Raw genomic sequence first — 16,282 nt, forward strand, 5'->3', positions numbered from 1 at the left:
CGCTCCATTCGATGTCCCGTTCAATCGGGTAGGGGGGCTATTGCCCGCGACATCGTGATCGTCACTGAGGAGCTCATGTATCGCCGAACCGGCACTGCGGTGGCAGTTTATGAAACATTCAGGCTAGCAGCCTGTCGGACTTGGGGAGTCGAAGCGAAAAAATAGCTGGGCGAGGCCAGATTTTGACGATTTCGCAGTGCCAATAGCGAGCTATTGGCCGAGAAAGCGGCGAAATATGGGCCGTCCCGGGTATTTTTGCAGCCGACGATCCCAAGTCCGACAGGCTGCTAGCCCAGGCAGCCGGCGCCATCACTTGCGGCGCTGCGAACCCCGAACACGTTTGAGTCAAGTCAACAGCCCCCGAAGCGGGACGACTCACCATGGCATGTCCTGCTTGATCACTCTTTCGAAAGCGCAGATAATGGACCTCATGGAAGCGCGCATGATCAAACTTGAGTTGGCTGTGGAAAAAATTCTCGAGCGTCTTTTCGCGGTGGAGCGCGATCTCGCCGTCATCCGCTCCAATTACACGACCAAGGACCAACTGGCGGAGGTGCAGCGCGATGTCGCCGTCATCCGTTCCAATTACGTTACCAAGGAAGACCTGGCGGCGCTGGAAGTGCGTCTAATCAAATGGTTTATCGGCACTGCCGTCACCTTGGCCGGCATCGTCTTCGCCGCCGGCAAATGGATCCACTAACCGCGCCCCCCTCACAGCCTGCGCCCTCCCCGCCAGCCGGGGATTTTTTACGCCTGAACGTACCACAGCCCCCTTCCAGCGCCGGCCGCCACCTTGCACTTGCACGAAGATTGTCCTTAGAGCACCATTTACTGGTATTCTGTCGTCCCTCCGTGTAATTATTGAAACTCTTCTAAAACGACATCGGGAGCGACGCCGGCAACAGCCTGCTGGTGCGCACAACCGCTGCCGGATTGGATCACTTCCGCGCCCGAATGAACGCTAACCGACTCCTCAGCCTGATCCTCACCGTCACCCTGACCGGCCCCGTGCTGGCCGCCGGCGACGACAAATTCGACGACTATTTCGACACCCAGATGAAGGCGGCCCAGAAGGCCATGAGCGAAAAGCGCTACGCCAGCGTCAAGGAAAAAGTGCTGGAGCTGGAAAAAGCGCTGACCAAAGTCGACCCGGCCTACGGCGAGAAATCGCAATGGGCCTACGTGCTCGACTTCAAGCGCTTCTCGCTCTACGAAATGGGCGAGCAGGAAGCGGCCGTCGAGAGCTGCCGCCGCACCGTCAAGGTGCTCGCCTCCAACGACTGGCCTTACCTGGCCGAGTTCAACGTGGTGCGCGCCGCGCGCCGCGCCTGCCACAACATGCTGGCCTACGAACAGAGCGCGGTCGCCACCACGCTGGCCCAGCATGAAGAAGCCATCTCCCAGATCGAGCAATGTTTCGAGACCGTCTCGCCGATCGAAGACGATTCGGTGCTCGACAATTTCTACGAAACGCGCGCCACGGTCTACCTGAAGGCCAACGCCCTCACCAAAAACAAATACCAGCCGCAATTGTTCGACACCCTGGCCCGCGCCGACCTGCGCAAGCTGGCGCTGGAGGAGGATCCCGAATTTGCCAAGATCATGAAAACGCCGGCTTACCTGAGTTTCAGGAAAGACTTCAAGCTTCCCAAGAAAAACACCAGGCCAGGCATCAACCTGTCCTTCAATTCATCCGACGCCCGCTGACACCATGCTTCTTTCCGCCCGCACTGCCTTGTTGAAAACCTCGATCGCCGCCGCCTGCCTGGCATTCTCGCTCGGCGCCCACGGCGCAGAACCCAAGCCGCCCGCGGACGACACCGTCCGCGCCCAGATCGACAGCCTGGGCGACAGCACCATCGCCGCCCTCGTGCTCGAGCAGCGCTGGACCGACGTGCTACCGCTGGCGCGCGCCTGGACCCGCAGCAATCCCGGCTCGGCGCGCGCCTGGTACTACCTCGGCAAGGCCCAGCACCACCTCGACAAATTGGCCGAGGCCGAAGTCTCGCTCAAGCGCTCGCTGACCCTGGCGCCGGACGATGCCCAGACCCTCAACGAACTGGGCATCATCGCCAGCAGCCGCGACAAGCGCGAGGCCGCCATCGGCTACTACGAGCGCGCCCACAAGTCCGACCCGACCCTGCCGGCCGTGGCCGAAAACCTGGGCGCGGTGCTGGCCGCGTCCGGCAAGTACCAGCCGGCCCGCAGTGCCCTGCTGAACGCGATCGAACTCGATCCATCGAGCAGCTTCGCCTGGCACACGCTGGGCACGGTGCACGAAAAACTGGGCCAGATGAGCGAAGCCGAACAAGATTACCGCAAGGCGCTGGAACTGGCCCCGGCCCGTGAAAACACCGCCGTCGCGCTGGCCACCCTGCTGCACACCCAGGGCAAGTACGCCTATGCGCTGCAGGTCTACCGCAACGCCGTGCGGCAGCGCGCCGACGATCCGGCCGTGTGGCACGGCATGAGCAATTCGATGGCCTCGATCGGGCGTATCGACGACGCCGTCAACGCCAGCCGGCGCGCGATCCGGCTCGACCCGACCTACGCCGCCGCCTGGCACGGGCTGGGCGTGCGCTACCTGCAAAAGCGCAATTTCGGCAAGGCGCTGATCGCCCTGAACAAGGCGGTCGCGCTCGATCCCAAGTCGGCCAACGCCTGGACCAGCCTGGTGGTGCTGCACAGCCTGCGCCAGGACCAGCCGGCGCGGCGCACCGCCCTGGCCCGCCTGCGCAAGCTCGACCGCGTCGCCGCCGACAGCCTCAGCAAATAAATCATTTACCCTTACAGCCAAGCATCCATCCCATGACCATCGCCCTCCGCCCCCTTTTCGCCAGCGTGGCTGCCGCCCTCATCTTGTCCGGCTGCGGCGCCTTGCCGAGCACGGACCCCGCCGCCAAGACGTCGGCCCAGTACGGCATCCTGGTATCGAACGGCAAGCTGACCGAAGAAGGCGAACTGCGGCGCGACCTCGGGCTCGAGCATTCGACCGCCAAGCGGCACACCGCCGCCTATGCCCAGTGGCTGCCGCTGGCCGAACAAGGCCACGCCGAATCGCAATTTAACATCGGCCTGATGCTGCGCGACGGCCTCGGCGTGCCGGCCGACAGCGCCCGCTCGCTCGACTGGACGCGCAAGGCGGCCGCCGCCAATTATCCGGACGCGTATCTGGCGCTTGGCGTACGCTACGCCAACGGCACCGGCGTCGCCAAGGACCCGCTTGAGGCGCTGCGCCTGTGGCGCCAGGGCGCCGGACTGGGCGACGCCAACAGCGCCTTCTATGCCGGCCAGGCCCTGTTCTTCGGGCTGGACGTCCCGCGCGACGGTCCCGGCGGCCTGAAACTGCTGCTCCAGGCGGCCCAGGCCGATACGCCGAGCATACGCGCCCAGTCGATCCTCGGCATGATTTACCTGACCGGCGAAGATGGCGTGGCGCGCGACTACGCCAAGGCGCGCCAGTGGCTGACCCTGGCCGCGGCCGGCGAAGACAGCCAGGCCCAGCACCACTTGGGCGTGATGTACCAATTCGGTCGCGGCGGCCCGGCCGACCTGCGCCGCGCCGTCGCCTGGTACGAACGCGCCGCGCGCCAGGGCAATCCGGCCGCGCTCAACAACCTGGCCACCTTCTACAAGAACGGCAAGAACCTGCCGAAGGACGTCAAGAAGGCGCGCGAGTATTTCGAGCGCGCCCATGAAGGCGGCAACTTCGACGCCACCGTGAACCTGGGCGACATGCTGTTCATGACACGCGGCGCCCCGGCCGAGCGCGAGAAAGCGGTGGCGCTCTACAAGCAGGCGGCCGAGGCGGCGCATGCCCCAGGCCAGTGCCGCTACGCCCGCGCCTTGCGCCATGGCGAGGGCGTCGCCGCCAACGCCGACGAATCGGCGGCCTGGCTGGCCAAGGCCAAGGCGGCCAAGCTCGCTTGCGACACCAAGCTGCCGCTGGCGACGTTCCTGAAATAATCGAGACAATCACTGACGCAAGGCTTTACCCGACCCGGCGTGCCGACCACAGATAGCGACGCCGGTCAAACATCCACCCTTGAAAAGAACTCCATGACGCCACAGTCCTCCCCAGACGCCCGCACTTCCGGCGACTTCGTCCAGAACGCCGCCGCGTACGGCGTCGCCACGCCGCGTCCGGGCCTGCTGCTGACGCTGCTGCTGCTCATCGCCATCTGCATCGTGGCGCTGACCGCGATCGACCTGGCGACCCTGTCCGAGCGGATTGCCTCCCTGACCAGTTCGGCGGAGGCGGGCAAGCTCCCGGTCGATGCCTTGCGCAGCAGCCAACTCAACAGTTCGCTGTTCATCTCCGCCTTCATGATCGGCGTGCTGGCCCTGATCGCCTTCGGGCACAACTGGGCGCGCTGGGTCTGGCTGATCGTGTGCATGCTGGTGGGTTTTCTGGTCGCGCTCGGCACGCTCATGCTGATGTTTACCTACTCAATGGACGCTGCGCTGCTCAAATGCGCCGTGTACTTGATCCTGTTCGTGCTCTCCTGCATGCTGTTTGCGCCATCGTGCAATGCGTGGTTCCGCCGGATCAAGGAAATTCGCAACAATCCGCGCCTCCATCCGGCCTCCGGCGCCGCCGCAGCAACAGCCGTCCCGGCCGACGGCCAGCCCTACCATCCCTACGCGCCGCCGGGCGGCATGAGCGGCGCACCGGCGGCGCCGGTGGCGATCCCGCCGCGCCCGCGCACCATCTCGCTGGCCGTTGCGCTGTTCCTGCTCAACGCCGTGCTCGGCATGGTCCTGACGGTCATCTACCTGCCCGACATGTTCGCCATGCAGAACGCCCTGCTGGGCGAGGGGCTGATGAAGAAGCTGGCCTACGGTGGCCTTGTGTTCGGCATCGTCCTGATGCTGGTCGTACTCTACTTCATCGCGCGCGGTTCGAATGTGGCGCGCTGGATCTGGACGGTGATCGCCGTGTTCGGCTTTCTCAATGCCTACACCGCCCTGAGAATGGCGTTCGCCATCTCGTCGGCGTACGGCGCGTTGACCACGTTCAGCCAGCTGGTCTCGCTGGCCGGGACCATCCTGCTGTTCCTCCCCGTCTCCAACCAATGGATACGCCAGGTAAGGCTGGCACATGGAAGATAATCGTTGCCCGAGCGCTAAGCGGAACCAGGCAATGCGCACCCGTGTCGCTGGCATCTGGCGCCTGCTGGCGCAAGCCTGCCTGGCCACTGTGATGCTGACCCAGGTCGCGCAGGCGGCCCCGGCCAGCAAGGCCAGCCTGCGCGCCTATTTCGAGGCCGCCGGCATGGCGCACCAGATGAGCACGTCCATGCAAGCGCTCGCGCAAGCCCAGGAAGACGAATGGCAGGCCGAAAGCGATCCCTTGAGAAAGGCCGCTCAAAAAGGCGTGCTGGACGACTTCAACGCCCGCATGCGCACGCGCATGGTCTGGAGCAAGGTCGAGCCGCTCGCCATTGCCAGCTACCAGGCGCACCTGAGCGAGGACGAAGTCAAGGCCTTGATCGCGCATGCCCGCACCCCGGCCGGACAAGTGCGTTACCGCAAACTGAACCCGGCCATGATCAGGCAATTGCCAGCCGTCCAGAAGTACTTGCTGACCACGTTTGCCCGCATCGCCGGCAATCCGGCGCCGGCGGCGCCCGCAGCTGCGCCGCCGCCGGCAGCGCCGGAGCAAGCCCTGTTGCTGACCTATCTGCGCGGCGTACCGGGCGAAAAAGAAGCGTTCGAGGACGACATGGCGGCGCTGGAAGATCTTATGGGCCTGTCGATCGACGCCGGTGACGACGAGGCCGGCGAGGCGCTTCTGGCGCGCACCCTGGCCGACATGAAAGCGCAGCTCTCGTTCGACAACGTCACCCTGCTCAAGGCGCGCCTGCTGGGCGGCGTCTTGAGCGCCGATGAAATCGCCCTGCTGATCGACGACAACCGGCATCCGCAGCGCGGCGAGCAACTGCGCAAGCTGCGCAAGGCCGAGCGCAAATTCCAGCAGCGCCTGATGAACAGCATGTAAGCGCAGCGCCAACCACGCCCCGATCTTTTACCGCCCTATCGAAAGCCATCATGCACGCATCGATCAACAGCGCCGTGCGCTACGCCGCCAGCGCTCTGGTCTTCACCCTGGCCATGGCGCAGGCGGCGCACGCCGAACCGGCCACCAAAGAGAGCCTGCAACGCTACTTCGCGATTGCCAGGTTCGAACACAAAAACGCGGCGGAAGTCGAGGCGATGCTGGCGCTTGATGCGCGCCAGTGGCAAAATGAGCAGGATGCGGCCTATAAAGCGACACTGAAGGCGCGCTTCGAGCGCATGGCCGCCATCACCCGCGAGTACCTCGGCTGGAATGTGATCGAACCGATTACCATCGGCAGTTACCAGGCGGTCCTGCAAGAATCGGAGGTGCAGGCGCTGATCGCCGAGGCGCAAAGCCCGCGCGGCCAGGTCTACATCGACAAGGTCGGGCCCGCGCTGCTGAAACAGCCCGCGGCGGTCGCTGCCCACCTGGCCCGGCGCGTGGAAGAAATCCGCCTGCGCGTGCTCGACAATCTGCCGCCGGCGCCTGCCCCGCCCCCGGCCCCGGCCACCCCGAAAGAAGCGCTGGCGCAAAAACTCATGCTGAACTGGCCGGGCGCGCGCGAAGAATTCACCAGCAACATGGCCGGGGTCGAAGCACGCGCGCACGACCTGTTCTCGACCACGGAAAACAAGGACCTGGCCGACATCGCAGTCGAGATACGGCGCTATGCCACGGCGCTGCGCACCGAAATCACATTCGAGGAAGTGAGCGCCATCGAAGCACGCATGATGGCGGCCGAACTGAGCGAAGCAGAGATCGCCGGCCTGATCGAGGACCAGAACGATCCCGCGCGCGCCGCGCAGCGGGCCAGGCTTGAACAAGCCGAGGCGCGCCTTGTGGAGGACATGCTGGCCTCGCCGCAGATCGTGGAAATGAAAAAACGGCTCGAGAAGGCGTACTTCGCCGAGTACGACACGGCGCCCGCGAGCGCTGCGCCGGCCAGCAAGGCCAGGCCGGCGAAGAAGATCCGTTCGCCGGCGCGCACGGGCCGCTGAAGCGCGCGAGCCGCGCCATTGTTGGCCGGCGCGCCGGCGGCCACCCTCAGGCCAGGCGCAAGGGCAAGCTGCGCAAGCGCTGCCCGGTCAGTTTGAACAGCGCGTTGGCCACGGCCGGCGCGATCGGCGGCGTGCCGGGTTCGCCGACGCCCTCGGGCGGCTCGGCGCTCTTGATGATCACCGTCTCGACCTCGGGCGCGCTGTCGATCCGCAGCACCGGATAATCGCCAAAATTGCCCTGCTCGATGCGCCCGTTCTTCAGGGTGATCTCGCCTCCCAGCGCGGCCGACAGGCCGAACACCACCGCCGACTCCATCTGCTGCGCGATGATGTTCGGATTGACCGCCAGCCCGCAATCGATGGCGCACACCACGCGGTGCACGCGGATCTGCTTATCCGTCACCGACACCTCGGCCACCTGCGCCACGATGCTGCCAAACGACTGGTGCAGCGCCACGCCGTGCGCGCGACCTGCGGGCGCCACGCCGGCCTTGGCCAGCGCCGCGTCGAGCACCGCCAGGTGACGCGGATGGCGCGCCAGCAGCGCGCGCCGGAACGGCGCCCCATCCTGCCCGGCCGCATGCGCCAGTTCGTCGATGAAGCTCTCCTTGAAAAAAGCGTTGTGCGAGTGTCCGACCGAGCGCCAGTACCCGAGCGGCACGGCGCTGTCGACGATCACGTGCACCACGCGCTGATGCTCGATCTCGTACTGCATGTCGTATTCGCCTTCGGCCGTGGTCTTGTCCGGACCGACGCCTGGCAGGCCAAGGTTGCGCGGAAAATACTGATGGCCGATCGAGCCGCTGGCCGACTTGTTGTCGTAGCTGACGATGCGGCCCTGCGCATCCACGCTGCCGGTAAAGCGCGCCAGCGCGGCCGGACGATAGACATCGTGCGTCATGTCGTCCTCGCGCGACCAGATCAGCTGCACCGGCTTGCCGCCGGCCACCATGGCCAGCGCCACCGCCTGCCCCACCATGTCCACTTCCAGCCGGCGCCCGAAGCCGCCGCCCAGCAGCAACACATCGACCGACACGTCGGCGCGCTCCACGCCGGCCACCTTGGCCGCCATGTCGACGCACATGCTCGGCACCTGGGTCGAGGCCCACAGCCTGACCTTGCCGCCCGCGACCTGCGCGGTGCAGTTGATCGGCTCCATGGTCGCATGCGCCAGGAACGGCGCCCGGTATTCGGCGCGGATGGTCTTGACCGCCCCCTTGGCCGCGGCCACGTCGCCACTCTCAAAGTAGGTGAAGCCCGATTCGGTATCAAGCGCGCCGGCGAACTGCCTGAAAATATCGGCGCTCGACAGGCTGGCGTTGACGCCCTCGTCCCACTTGACGGCCAGCGCGCCGAGCGCCTGGCGCGCGCGCCAATACGAGTCGGCAATCACCGCCACGCCGGCGCCGGCGCCGGTCTTGTGGCTCGCCGGAGGCGCCAGGCCGACCACCGCCACCACGCCCGGCATCGCCTTGGCCGCAGCGGCGTCGAACGAGGCGACCTTGCCGCCGACCACCGGCGACATCGTCAGCGCCGCATACAGCATGCCCGGTGGACGCGCATCGATGCCGAACATGGCGCTGCCATTGACCTTGGCCGGCGAATCGCGGCGCGCCTGCGGAGTGCCGATCAGGGTGAATTCGCCCGGCTCCTTGAGGCGCACGTCGTCCGCGCCGATCGCCAGGCCCGCCGCCGCCGCTTTGGCGGCCAGGCTGCCGTACGAAGCGCGCTTGCCGCCCGAATGCACCACGAAACCGGCCGTGCCCTTGCACTGCGCGGCCGGCACGCCCCACTCCTGCGCGGCGGCGGCAATGAGCATGGCGCGCGCCACGGCGCCGGCTTCGCGCATCGGCAGCCAGGCGTCCTTGATACTGCTCGAGCCACCCGTCATCATGATGCCCATCTCGCGCGCCACTTTGGCGAGCATCCACTGCGCGCCTTCCTTGACGCTGCCACGGTCGTCGGGATGGAACGGCAGCGTCTCGCGCAGCACTTCCAGGTTGCTGAAGATTTTATCGATCGGCGCCTGGGTGATGCGCACCTGCGCCAGCGGCACGTCGAGTTCCTCGGCCAGCAGCATTGGCAGCGCGGTGTTGACGCCCTGCCCCATCTCGCAGCGCGGCACCACCACCGAAACAGTTCCGTCGGGCGCGATCGCCACCCACCCGTTCAGGGCCACGGCGCCGCCGGCCAGCGCCAATGGCTGCGCGCCGTGCAGGCGCTGGCGCGGCGGCTGCACGCCCCAGCCCACCACCAGCGCGCCGCCGGCGGCCAGGCCGCCCAGCAGAAAACGGCGACGGGTCTTGCTCTTCGGTGTGCTCTGGCTCATTGCATTCTCATGGCGTGCGTGGGGAGTCGCACTGTAGCATGCGCGCGGCGCCGCGACGGTGCTGCTTACGAGGGCAGGCGCGCGGGCGCATGCCAGCGCGCCAGGATCGACTCGGGCAGTTCCGGGCGGCTGTACAGGTAGCCCTGCGCCTGGTTGCAACCGTGGCGCAGCAAAAACGCGGCCTGCTCCTCGGTCTCGACGCCTTCCGCGATGACCGACAAATTCATGCTCTTGCCAAGCTGGATGATGGCGATCGCGATCGCCTCGTCGTTTACATCGGTCGAAATATCCTTGATGAAGCTGCGGTCGATTTTCAGGGTCTGCACCGGCAACTGCTTGAGGTAGGCCAGCGACGAGTAACCGGTGCCGAAATCGTCGATCGCCAGGCCCACGCCGATCGAATGCAGGTCGTTGATGAACACCAGCGCGTCGCCGGTATTCATGATCACCGACTCGGTCACTTCCAGCTGCAGGCGCTGCGGCGCCAGACCGGTTTCCTGGAGGATGTCGGCCACCATGTTGACGATGCTGCCGCGCTCGAACTGCTTGACCGACAGGTTGACCGCGATTTTCGGCACGTGCAGGCCGGCGCGTTCCCAACGGATCATCTGGCGGCAGGCTTCTTCCAGCACCCACTTGCCCAGTTGGTTGATGAAGCCCGTGTCCTCGGCCAGCGGGATGAAGCGCACCGGCGTCACGTTGCCCAGCTCCGGATTGTGCCAGCGCACCAGCGCCTCGACCCCGATCAGGCGGCCGCTGTCGATTTCGACCTGCGGCTGGTAGTTCAGGAAGATCTCGTTCTTGTCGATCGAGCGGCGCAGCATCGCTTCCAGGCGCAAGCGCTCGACCCCTTCACCGGTCATCGACGGCGCATAGAACTGGTAGCCGTTGCGCCCGCGCGCCTTGGCCTGGTACATGGCCACGTCGGCATTGCGGATCAACATGGTCAGGTCGGCCGCATCGTCCGGGAACACGCTGATGCCGACGCTGCCGGTGACGAACAACTCGTAATCGGAAATGATGAAAGGCTGCTCGAACATGGCCATCAGTTTTTCGGCCACCAGGCCGGCGCCGACCTGGCCGGCCACGTTTTCGAGCAGGACGATGAATTCGTCGCCGCCCAGGCGCGCCAGCGTGTCGCCTTCGCGCAGCTTGCCCTGCAGGGCCGCCGCGACCTGCTTGAGCAGCTCGTCGCCGACGTGGTGGCCGAGCGTGTCGTTGACGTTCTTGAAGCGATCGAGATCGATGAACAGCACCGCCAGTTGCTGGCCGTCGCGCGCGGCGCGCTGCAAGGCATGGTGCAGGCGGTCGTGGAACAGCAGGCGGTTGGGCAGCGCGGTGAGCGAATCGTGGTGCGCCATGTGATCGAGTTGCTCCTGCGATTCCTTGACCTTGGTGATGTCGCTAAATACCGCCACGTAGTGGGTGGTGACGCCGTGATTGTCGCGCACCGCCGACACGGTGAGCGACTGCAGGTAGGTTTCGCCATGTTTGCGCGTGTCCCAGCGCTCGCCGCGCCAGAAGCCGTGCTCGCCCAGTTCGGCCCACATCTGCTCGTACACGGCCTGCGCTTCGGTGCCCGAGCGGGTCAGGCGCACGTTCTTGCCCACCGCTTCGATGTCGGTGAAGCCCGTGATCTGGGTAAAGGCCGGGTTGACGGCGACGATTTCCAGCTCGACGTCGATCACCATCACGGCGTCGGCGATATGTTCGAGCACGGTGGCCGACAGGCGCAGCATCTCTTCGGCCTCGCGCCGCTCGGTGACGTCGGCATACACCCAGATGCTGCCGCCGTTGGGGCGCGCCGGGTCAAGCGCGCAGCCGCTCACGCGGCACCAGAACACGGTGCCGTCTTCCTTCATGTACTGGCGTTCTTCGTTGTAGTCCTTGCCGTCGGCCAGGGCCGCGTACTGGCGTTCGCCCGCGCGCAGGAACTCGTCGTGGCTCGGATACATCATGTCGGCCAGCTTGCCCGTCATCTCGCCGCTGGCGTAGCCGAACAGGTCTTCGCAGCGCCGGTTGACCGACACGATGCGCCGCTCGCGCACGAACATCACGCCGAACATGACGTTGTCGAGGATCGCGCTTTGCTCGGTCAGCAGTGCCGCGATGCGCATCTCGTTGTGTTTGCGTTCGCTGATGTCGGAGATGATCCCATCGACCCACGAATCCTCCATCCTGGCGGCGGCCTGCGGCTGGCCGTTCTCGGACACCCAGCGCTCGATGCCGGTCGCATCGATGATGCGGTACTCGATCTGGTACGGGCGGCCGCTGCTCATCGCTTCGCGCACGGTGCGGGTTTGCAGGCGCCGGTCTTCGGGGCAGATCAGGTCCGACCAGGCGTCGGTGGTGCTGCGCATGAACAGCGCGGCGGCGTAGCCGGAGATGTCTTCGATGGCGTCGCTGACGAAATCGATGGAGCCGCCCGGACGCACGCGGAACACCGCGCCCGGCACCTGGGTGACGATGGTGCGAAAGCGCTCCTCGCGCCGGCCGATATCTTCGAACAGGTGCTTGATGGCGACCCGCATCTGCTCCATCTGCTTGGCCAGGCGGCCCAGTTCATCGCTGCCTTCGAGCTCGAGGCGCGTTTCGAAGTCGCCGTGCGAGAGGCGGTCGGAAAACTTCATCAGCTGGCGCAGCGGCACCAGCAAGCGCTTGTTCAGGAACAGCACGATCAGCACCAGCGAAACGGTCAGCTGGAACGCCAGCACGAAAGCGTAGTTGGACTGCTTGCCGCGCAATTCCTGCTGGCTGCGGGCGTCGTCCATCTCGACCACGACCACGCCGATGCGCTCGCCGCGCACCAGGATGTCGCGTTCGGCGCGGTAAATCTGGCCGGCCGGGCGCTGGGCCGAGTGGATGTTGATGAACTGGGCGTCGGCCTGGCCGATCACCTGGATATGCAGCACCGACGGATCGCGCATCACCGATTCGACCAGCGACTGGGCCGATTCGGCGTTCATGTTCCAGAGCGACTCCTGCATGCCGAGGGCGAGGATGTCGGCGTTGCGGCGCAGCGACTCGTTCAGCACCGCCTTGGCCGCCGCCCGCTCCTGCACGGCGATCAGCACATAGCTACCGATCATGGCGGGAATGACCAGTCCGCCGACGACGACCAGCATCAGCGCGCCATAGATCGACAGACCGTACAGCTTGCCCAGCTTGGTACGGAAACGGTGGTAGGCCGTGCTAAGCATGCAGCAAGTCAGAAAGCATACGCGAAGATGTCGGAATGATAATTCAAACAATAAAAGTTTTCTATACGGAATTATGCACGGAAGCACCCGCCAAGTCATCAACAGCACGGAAGGATGAGGCGTTTTACTGACGGAGGGGAAAACAGTTGACGTTAATGCTTGCGCGAAGGTGCATTCGGACCAGGTCAGCGCGTCCTGGACTACACGACGCATGGCAAACGGCAGTCGCTTCAGCGCGAATCGCCCCGACTTGCTATCATCGCAGCACTTTTCTAACAGGGATTCCCCATGACTTTTTCCATGTACGACGCCTCGGTGCCCGTTTTCAAGCAAATCCTGACCAGCCTGTCGGCCGTCATCGACAAGGCCGAAGCCCACGCCACCGACAAGAAGATCGAACCGGCGGCCCTGCTGCAGGCGCGCCTGTATCCGGACATGTTCCCTTTCCTGCGCCAGGTCCAGGTTGCGGCCGACTTCGCCAAGGGCTGCTGCGCCCGCCTGGCCGGGGTGGACGTGCCGCGCTATGACGATACCGAGCAGACCTTCGCCGACCTGAAGGACCGCATCGCCAAGACGCTCGCTTTCATCAACGGCTTGCCGCAGGATGGCATCGAAGCGAGCGCCCAGCGCGACATCAGCACCAGCAGCGGCGCCAACGCCAAGCATTTCAAGGGCCAGGTCTACCTGGCGCATTACGCGCTGCCGCACTTCTATTTCCACGCCACGACCGCGTACGCGATCCTGCGCCATAACGGCGTGGAAGTGGGCAAGAAGGATTTTATCGGCGCGTTTTAAGCCGCGTACATATAATATAGTGAGGGGAGCCGCGCGGCTCCCCTTTTTGTTATCCGGCGGCCGCCCGATCAGGTATTGCGGCGCGGGTAACCTTGCGCCAGGATGCGGACCCACACCACTTCCTTGTCGGCGTCGCTCATCGACACCCAGTGCGCCACTTCCACCACGCTGCGTCCGCAACCGCGGCAGATCTCGTCGAACGTGGTCGAACAGACCGCGACACAGGGCGTGTCCGGCCGTTCCGGTGGCTTCATGCCACCCTCACTTGGCGGGGCCGACATCGAGCGCATCCCAACCGTCATGGCCGAGTTTTTCCATGGTTTCAATATTCTTGTCGAAAATCTCGGACGCTTCCGGGAAAGCCTCGACCGCGCGTTCAATACTGTCTTCGCGCAGCAGGTGCAGGATCGGGTACGGGGCGCGGTTGGTAAAGTTGCTGATATCGTTGATATCGGTGTCCGCGAACTGGTATTGCGGATGGAAGCTGGCCACCTGCAGTTCGCCGTCCAGTTGCATGTCTTCCAGCGCGGCATCGGCCACATCGAGGAACTCGTTGTAGTCGAGGAAGTCGCCCAGCACGAATGGATGGATCAGCAAGGTGGTGTCGATGATTTGCGGATCGGTATCGGACAGCAATTGCAGCTCATTCATCAAGGTTTCGAGCAAGACTTCCGGCGTGGTGGCGCTCGAGACGACGTAGCGCACCTGCTTTTTCACATGAACGGCCTTGGCGAACGGACAGAGATTGAGCCCGATGACGGCCTTTTCCAGCCATTGTTGGGTAGCAGCAATGATTTGCTCATCGTCGGCGTTCAGATTGGGGGTGTTCATGGTCATGCTTTCATGGTGCAAAAGCCAAATTGTACGCACTCTTTGCGCCACCTCATAGGTGCCAGCGCGTGCGGGAGTAGTTTAGAGCCCGACGACCGATCGGCCGCCCGCGCCGGCGGCGCCCCAGTTTTGGTATTATCCCCCGGCGTACCGCGCCCCGTCCCGACGACCCCGCGTTGCGCTCTCCGGCGCCTGTCCGCCATAGGAGAAAATCATGCATACCCCCTGGGAGTATCTGAAGCGATCCCGTCCATACACTGATAGCATCCTGGCATTTTTATGGCATACTCCCGGCAATTGGTCTTTTCCTATGCAACAATATTGGTTGGAAGTGTTATCAAAATTTTTGCCCCGCACACAGTTATTTGACTTGACTCAAACAAGAAGTGGTACGTACACTCCGACCTTATCTATTCGTCTGTCCAGCAGTTTTCGGACCCAACAATGGAACGCTATGCAAAAAACGACACGCAGTACCACTTCACTTGCAGTCCTCGTTCTGATGCTCGCGCCTGCGCTCAGCCACGCGGTCGACGCCGTTTCGACCAACGTCGCGCCGCTCGCCCCGACTGCCAAGCCAGCACCAGCCCCGCTTCAGCCCTTATCGGCCACCAAGGCCGATGAATACAAGGAAGCCGATGTCTGGGGCCGTATCCGCACCGGTTACGCCATTCCCGATATCGAAAACGAGCTTGTTACCAAGCACGTCAAGTGGTACAGCACCCGTCCCGACTATATCGCCCGCACTTCGGCGCGCGCCTCGCGTTACCTGTTCCACGTGGTCCAGGAACTCGAGAAGCGCAACATGCCGACCGAGCTGGCATTGCTGCCGATTATCGAATCGGCCTTCAATCCGCAAGCCTATTCCAAGGCCAACGCCGCCGGCATGTGGCAGTTCGTGCCCGGCACCGGCAAGGATTTCAATCTCAAGCAAGACATGTTCAAGGACGAGCGTCGCGGCGTACTGGCCTCGACCGACGCCGCGCTGAGCTACCTGCAGCGCCTGTACGGCATGTTCGGCGACTGGCCGCTGGCCCTGGCCGCGTATAACTGGGGCGAAGGCAATGTCCAGCGCGCCATCAAGAAGAACCAGGCGCTCGGCAAGCCGACCGACTACGAAAGCCTGTACGAGCACATGCCGGCCGAAACGCGCGAATACGTGCCGAAGCTGCAGGCGGTCAAGAACATCATCGCCAACCCGGCCCAGTACCACGTGTCGCTGCCGGTGATCGACAATTCGCCGTATTTCACCGCGATCGACAAGACCAGCGACATCGACCTGACCATCGCGGCCCAGCTGGCCGAACTGTCGGTCGAAGAGTTCAAGGCGCTCAATCCGCAGTTCAACCGCCCGGTCATCACCGGCGGCGAACAGACCAAGATTTTGCTGCCGCAGCAAAATGCGGAAAAGTTCCACCTGAACCTGGCGCAATGGGGCCGTTCCCTGTCGACCTGGACCACGCACAAGATTACCGGCGCCAAGGACAGCATCGCTTCGCTGGCCTCGCGCTTCGGCACCACGCCGGAAGTGATTCGCCAGGCTAACAATATTCCGGCGTCAACCCGCCTGAAGGCCGGTTCCACGATCCTGGTGCCGAAAATCTCAACCTCGGTGCAGACCGATATCGCCGAGCATGTCGTCGACAACGCGGTGATGGCCTTCGAAGCCGAACGCGCCGGTCGCCGTGGCGGTCGCGCTGAAAAGCAGACCAATGCGGAACGCATCAAGGGCAAGGTCGCCGCCCTGAAAACGCGCGTCTCGGCACGTAATGTCAAGTCGGCAAGCAACGAGTCCTCGCGCTACAAGCGGCGCGGCGGCTGATTTCCACCGGCGGGTGCGTCCATCGCACCCGCCCCGTCCCGCTTTGCGGGCGACGGTTTATCTACCAAGACTTCTTCAGTAAATCCAGTTCTCTCATACACACTATTCGGATTTACCTATACAAGTACAGTGAAACTACTGTATAGTGTTGTTTGTGCGCTGCAATACGTTTCTCGCAATCAGTCTGAAGCGATGGCCCTTAGCAGTAACAAAGAAGTAAAACTAGCAGCTTCGCAAGCCTAGGCG

13 protein-coding genes are annotated in these 16,282 nt (G+C 64.2%); 9 read left to right on the forward strand and 4 right to left on the reverse strand.

Translation table 11 applies throughout. The features are described 5' to 3' along the window. Positions 1-442: 442 nt before the first annotated feature. The 7 genes from F2P46_RS05095 to F2P46_RS05125 all read left to right on the forward strand — a co-directional run bounded on the left by F2P46_RS05095 (position 443) and on the right by F2P46_RS05125 (position 7,059). Entirely contained in the window at positions 443-700 is a 258-nt protein-coding gene (locus tag F2P46_RS05095) for a hypothetical protein (protein WP_166885859.1), read from the forward strand. 254 nt (positions 701-954) lie between these two features. Beyond that, the gene (locus F2P46_RS05100; protein ID WP_166885861.1) at positions 955-1,707 is read left to right on the forward strand and encodes a hypothetical protein; all 753 of its coding nucleotides are present in this window, start codon (positions 955-957) and stop codon (positions 1,705-1,707) included. Positions 1,708-1,711: 4 nt separating this feature from the next. Beyond that, the gene (locus F2P46_RS05105) at positions 1,712-2,776 is read left to right on the forward strand and encodes a tetratricopeptide repeat protein (protein WP_166885863.1); all 1,065 of its coding nucleotides are present in this window, start codon (positions 1,712-1,714) and stop codon (positions 2,774-2,776) included. 32 nt (positions 2,777-2,808) lie between these two features. Then, on the forward strand, positions 2,809-3,966 hold the full coding sequence (locus F2P46_RS05110; protein WP_166885865.1) for a tetratricopeptide repeat protein: 1,158 nt from the start codon (positions 2,809-2,811) through the stop codon (positions 3,964-3,966). A 93-nt stretch (positions 3,967-4,059) separates the two neighbouring features. Then, positions 4,060-5,112, forward strand: coding sequence for a hypothetical protein (locus tag F2P46_RS05115; protein WP_166885867.1), 1,053 nt, complete (start codon positions 4,060-4,062; stop codon positions 5,110-5,112). Between the two features lie 31 nt (positions 5,113-5,143). Next, positions 5,144-6,001 (forward strand): DUF2059 domain-containing protein, encoded by an 858-nt coding sequence (locus tag F2P46_RS05120; RefSeq protein WP_166885869.1) that lies wholly within the window; start codon positions 5,144-5,146, stop codon positions 5,999-6,001. Positions 6,002-6,051: 50 nt separating this feature from the next. Continuing rightward, a complete protein-coding gene (locus F2P46_RS05125; RefSeq protein ID WP_166885871.1) occupies positions 6,052-7,059 on the forward strand; it encodes a hypothetical protein in 1,008 nt (335 codons plus the stop codon). A gap of 46 nt (positions 7,060-7,105) precedes the next feature. Here F2P46_RS05125 and F2P46_RS05130 read toward each other — a convergent pair whose 3' ends face one another. Then, positions 7,106-9,388 carry a xanthine dehydrogenase family protein molybdopterin-binding subunit gene (locus tag F2P46_RS05130; protein ID WP_166885873.1) on the reverse strand — a complete coding sequence of 761 codons (2,283 nt, stop codon included), beginning with the start codon at positions 9,386-9,388 and terminating at the stop codon, positions 7,106-7,108. Positions 9,389-9,453: 65 nt separating this feature from the next. Beyond that, positions 9,454-12,588: an EAL domain-containing protein gene (locus tag F2P46_RS05135; RefSeq protein WP_166885875.1), complete on the reverse strand. Its 3,135-nt coding sequence runs from the start codon at positions 12,586-12,588 to the stop codon at positions 9,454-9,456. A 288-nt stretch (positions 12,589-12,876) separates the two neighbouring features. Here F2P46_RS05135 and F2P46_RS05140 point away from each other — a divergent pair, with 288 nt between their 5' ends. Continuing rightward, positions 12,877-13,383, forward strand: a complete 507-nt coding sequence (locus tag F2P46_RS05140) for a DUF1993 family protein (RefSeq protein ID WP_166885877.1) — start codon at positions 12,877-12,879, stop codon at positions 13,381-13,383. Positions 13,384-13,451: 68 nt separating this feature from the next. Here the strand turns inward: F2P46_RS05140 and F2P46_RS05145 are convergent, their stop codons facing one another. Beyond that, positions 13,452-13,637, reverse strand: coding sequence for a DUF1289 domain-containing protein (locus F2P46_RS05145; RefSeq protein WP_229423505.1), 186 nt, complete (start codon positions 13,635-13,637; stop codon positions 13,452-13,454). A 7-nt stretch (positions 13,638-13,644) separates the two neighbouring features. Beyond that, complete coding sequence (locus F2P46_RS05150) at positions 13,645-14,214, reverse strand: DUF1415 domain-containing protein (RefSeq protein WP_166885881.1); 570 nt, start codon at positions 14,212-14,214, stop codon at positions 13,645-13,647. Between the two features lie 454 nt (positions 14,215-14,668). On the opposite strand from F2P46_RS05150, the gene F2P46_RS05155 reads away from it, so the two are divergent. Next, complete coding sequence (locus tag F2P46_RS05155; protein ID WP_166885883.1) at positions 14,669-16,036, forward strand: transglycosylase SLT domain-containing protein; 1,368 nt, start codon at positions 14,669-14,671, stop codon at positions 16,034-16,036. The last annotated feature ends 246 nt before the right edge of the window (positions 16,037-16,282 follow it).

This window comes from Massilia sp. CCM 8734 (assembly GCF_011682155.1).
Taxonomy (GTDB): Bacteria; Pseudomonadota; Gammaproteobacteria; order Burkholderiales; family Burkholderiaceae_D; genus Telluria_A; species Telluria_A rubra.

Bases quoted from the DNA above. Each gene is read 5' to 3' on its own strand.
- F2P46_RS05130 (WP_166885873.1), bottom strand. From the start codon at position 9,388: ATGAGCCAGAGCACACCGAAGAGCAAGACCCGTCGCCGTTTTCTGCTG.
- F2P46_RS05110 (WP_166885865.1), top strand. From the start codon at position 2,809: ATGACCATCGCCCTCCGCCCCCTTTTCGCCAGCGTGGCTGCCGCCCTC.
- F2P46_RS05115 (WP_166885867.1), top strand. From the start codon at position 4,060: ATGACGCCACAGTCCTCCCCAGACGCCCGCACTTCCGGCGACTTCGTC.
- F2P46_RS05120 (WP_166885869.1), top strand. From the start codon at position 5,144: ATGCGCACCCGTGTCGCTGGCATCTGGCGCCTGCTGGCGCAAGCCTGC.
- F2P46_RS05100 (WP_166885861.1), top strand. From the start codon at position 955: ATGAACGCTAACCGACTCCTCAGCCTGATCCTCACCGTCACCCTGACC.
- F2P46_RS05140 (WP_166885877.1), top strand. From the start codon at position 12,877: ATGACTTTTTCCATGTACGACGCCTCGGTGCCCGTTTTCAAGCAAATC.
- F2P46_RS05155 (WP_166885883.1), top strand. From the start codon at position 14,669: ATGCAAAAAACGACACGCAGTACCACTTCACTTGCAGTCCTCGTTCTG.
- F2P46_RS05095 (WP_166885859.1), top strand. From the start codon at position 443: ATGATCAAACTTGAGTTGGCTGTGGAAAAAATTCTCGAGCGTCTTTTC.
- F2P46_RS05145 (WP_229423505.1), bottom strand. From the start codon at position 13,637: ATGAAGCCACCGGAACGGCCGGACACGCCCTGTGTCGCGGTCTGTTCG.
- F2P46_RS05150 (WP_166885881.1), bottom strand. From the start codon at position 14,214: ATGAACACCCCCAATCTGAACGCCGACGATGAGCAAATCATTGCTGCT.
- F2P46_RS05125 (WP_166885871.1), top strand. From the start codon at position 6,052: ATGCACGCATCGATCAACAGCGCCGTGCGCTACGCCGCCAGCGCTCTG.
- F2P46_RS05135 (WP_166885875.1), bottom strand. From the start codon at position 12,588: ATGCTTAGCACGGCCTACCACCGTTTCCGTACCAAGCTGGGCAAGCTG.
- F2P46_RS05105 (WP_166885863.1), top strand. From the start codon at position 1,712: ATGCTTCTTTCCGCCCGCACTGCCTTGTTGAAAACCTCGATCGCCGCC.